This window comes from Neisseria sp. P0021.S006, assembly GCF_051956895.1.
In genome coordinates this window covers 1-3189 of the sequence record NZ_JBQCWZ010000096.1, presented here as the reverse complement: position 1 = coordinate 3189, position 3189 = coordinate 1, and the positions used below count along the sequence as shown (strand labels likewise).

Below are 3189 nucleotides of genomic sequence, written 5' to 3'. Positions count from 1 at the left end.
GTTCAAACGCTTGAGGATGGAGAGCGACCACAGTTTGAGGTAATGGCCGGCATTGGATGCGCGGTGGTGGATGTAGTCGAGGTGGTGGATGTAGTCGGGGTAGTGGATGTAGTCGGGGTAGTGGATGTAGTCGGGGTAGTGGATGTAGTCGGGGTAGTGGATGTAGTCGGGGTAGTGGATGTAGTCGGGGTAGTGGATGTAGTCGGGGTAGTGGATGAGCGTGCCGGCAATCAGCTGCCAAAGCTCAAGCCTGCGGCTGCGGCGTGGAATGGGCAGCAGATCTTGGGTAAGCCCCCAGCCTGCATAGAAAGGCAGGCCATAGCAGCTGACTTTTTTGCCGCGCAACAAGGCTTCAAAACCGGTCAGCGAAGTCATGGTATGTACTTCGTCTGCGTATTGGAGACAGGTCAGGATATCTGCTTGCTCGGCGGTTTGGTCGGCATATCGTGCCGTATCTTCAGGGGAAATATGGCCGATACGGTTATCGCTGACTACATCGGGATGCGGTTTGTAGATGATATAGGCATCGGGATTGCGTTCGCGTACGGTACGAAGCAGATCCAGATTGCGATAGATTCGGGGCGAACCGTAGCGGATAGACGCATCATCTTCAACCTGGCCGGGAACGAGGATCACGGTTTTGTCGGTTGATGGAGCGGTAAAGTCTGAGCTGTCGACGTTGTATTTGCTGATGTGGTTTTCGGTCAACATTTTTTGCAGCTTCAAGGCCGTCTGAAAGTCTTGATCGTCGAAGTTTTGGTTTTGCAGGATGTGTTCAAGACGGGACGGGATTTCGGCATTGAAATAAATGCCCATATCGTCGGTAACGAGCGACAGCGGCGGGACTAAATTAGAACCAAGCCCGACCGAGCGGATAAAGCCGTCTTCCATGCGCAGCAGGGGGATGTGGTGTTGTTCGGCAAAACGGACGATGGCCTCTTTACCGTTGCCCCAGGCAAGGATGCGTGCATCATCGGACAGTTTGACTCCGGCCAGTTTTTGGGTGGAGGAGATAAATTTCAGACGGCAAGAGGGTACGTTAAAGAATGGTTTGGCAACCGCGCGTTTCCACAAAGACATGCCGACACAATACAACTCGCCACGCAATTTGTCGTTTTTACGTTTGACCGTTGCCAGATAGTCGATGATATCAAAGAGGCTACCTGCTTCGCCGGTATTGGGGTTGAGGTAGCGGCTGTATTGCAGATAGGCCGCGGCGAAGAGCTGCAGCAAGTTGCGGGGGCGCGTCGTTGGGTTCGAACAAGGCTATCGATTTTAGGATGGCGGTCGTCGTTCACGCCCCATCCGGCATACCACGGCAGGCCGAAGGTGGTCAGCGGTTTGCCGCACAAAAGCGCCTCAAAACCCATTTGTGAGGTAACGCAATAAACCTTATCGACGTTTTGCAACAAAGAAATCGGATTGATGTCTTCTGCCAAAAGATGGACGCGGTGTTGCTGCGCCAGCCGGGTCAGATAGCCTTGTTTTTTGCCGCACAAAACATCGGGATGGGTTTTGACCCAGATATCGGCTTGCGGGTTTTCATTCAAGGCCGTCTGAAACATCAGTTCAAACGTAGAGGCGTCTGCGCCGCCATACTGGATGGCCATATCGCCGAAGGTTTGGTCGATGATGAGGACGGTTTCGGGCTTGGATGGGGAACGTAAAGGATGATCGTCTGAAAGTTCGGGCGCGTGGTTGTATTTGGATAGATGATGTCGCAGGATGAAATCCATCGCCTGCTGCGCCTGAGCCAAGGTTTCAGACGGCATGGTATCGGAGGCAAGAATCAGTTGTTCCAAACGAGAAGGACGTGTGGTGTCGTAGTAGATGCCGATGTCGTCATAGACGATGGAATAGGGCGGATAACCGGCGACACCCAGTCCGAGCGAGCGTAAAAAGCCGTCTTCCAACGCAATAAAGGGAAGCCGGTGTTCAGCGGCGAAAGTACGCGCTTTGTGTGTCGTCGGGCGCAAACCCCAGCCGACCACAGCCTCTGCTCCTTTTCCATCTTTGCAGATATGAAACTCAGGCAATAGGGTGGAGAGATGGGGGATTTTGCGGATGCCGCGAGAGGGAATGTAGGCGTTTTTCACAATGCGTTTTCGTCGATTATTGTTATTAATGGATTGTAGGCCGTCTGAAAAGAGGAGCATTCTTTCAGACGGCCTGAATTATTTTTTAAAACGTTACGGCTTCGCCCAATACTTTGCCTGCCAAGTCTTTAGGCGACAGGTTCGGCTCGCCTTGCAACGGCCAGTTGATGCCGACGGTCGGATCATTCCAAATCAGCGAGTGTTCGGCTTTGGGGTTGTAATAGTCTGTACATTTATAGACGAACTCGGCTTCATCGCTCAATACATAGAAGCCGTGAGCGAAACCTTCGGGTACCCACAGTTGGCGTTTGTTTTCTGCGGACAGAATTTCGCCTACCCATTTGCCGAAAGTGGGGGAGTCTTTACGCATATCGACGGCCACGTCGAATACTTCGCCGACAACCACGCGTACGAGTTTACCTTGTGTGTTTTCAGTTTGATAGTGCAGGCCGCGCAATACGCCTTTACTGGATTTGGAATGGTTTTCCTGCACGAAGGTGCGGTCGCAGATTTGGGTTTTGAACCACTCGTCGCGGAAGGTTTCCATAAAAAAGCCGCGCGAGTCGCCGAAGACTTGGGGCTCAAGCAGTTTTACGTCAGGAATGGCGGTATCAATGATGTTCATCGTTTTATCTTTCATCTAAAGGCCGTCTGAAAAGTTTCAGACGGCCTCAAACATTATTTTTTTAACAGGCGCAGCAAATATTGGCCGTATTGGTTTTTCGCCATCGGGCGCGCCAGCTCTTCCAGTTTTTCATCAGAAAGCCAACCGTTGCGCCAAGCGATTTCTTCCAGACAGGCGATTTGCAGGTCTTGGATGTTTTGCACGGTTTGGACGAATGAAGCGGCTTCGTGCAGGCTCTCGTGGGTGCCGGTGTCCAACCATGCGAAACCGCGTCCCAAAAGTTGTACCGACAATGAACCGTCTTCCAAATACATTTGGTTGAGGTCGGAGATTTCCAATTCGCCACGGGCGGACGGTTTGATTTGTTTGGCGAATTCGACGACGCGTTGATCGTAGAAGTACAAGCCGGTTACCGCCCAATCGGATTTGGGCTGTTGCGGTTTCTCTTCGATAGACAGGGCGTTGAAG

The 3189-nt window shown here is 52.1% G+C and carries 2 protein-coding genes and 1 pseudogene; all 3 read right to left on the bottom strand.

The window, feature by feature from the left end; genetic code table 11:
• Positions 1-192: 192 nt before the first annotated feature.
• Positions 193-2156 (bottom strand): annotated as a pseudogene (locus ACTHUM_RS11035) (capsular polysaccharide biosynthesis protein); the annotation flags it as partial.
• Positions 2157-2181: 25 nt separating this feature from the next.
• The gene (gene rfbC / locus ACTHUM_RS11030; protein ID WP_070461113.1) at positions 2182-2721 is read right to left on the bottom strand and encodes a dTDP-4-dehydrorhamnose 3,5-epimerase; all 540 of its coding nucleotides are present in this window, start codon (positions 2719-2721) and stop codon (positions 2182-2184) included.
• A 53-nt stretch (positions 2722-2774) separates the two neighbouring features.
• Positions 2775-3189 (bottom strand): sugar phosphate nucleotidyltransferase (locus tag ACTHUM_RS11025; RefSeq protein WP_440402890.1); only part of this gene is annotated, 415 nt, incomplete at its 5' end.

What these genes read in the sequence shown, in the direction of transcription:
- rfbC (WP_070461113.1), bottom strand. Translation starts at nt 2,721, where the DNA reads ATGAACATCATTGATACCGCCATTCCTGACGTAAAACTGCTTGAGCCC.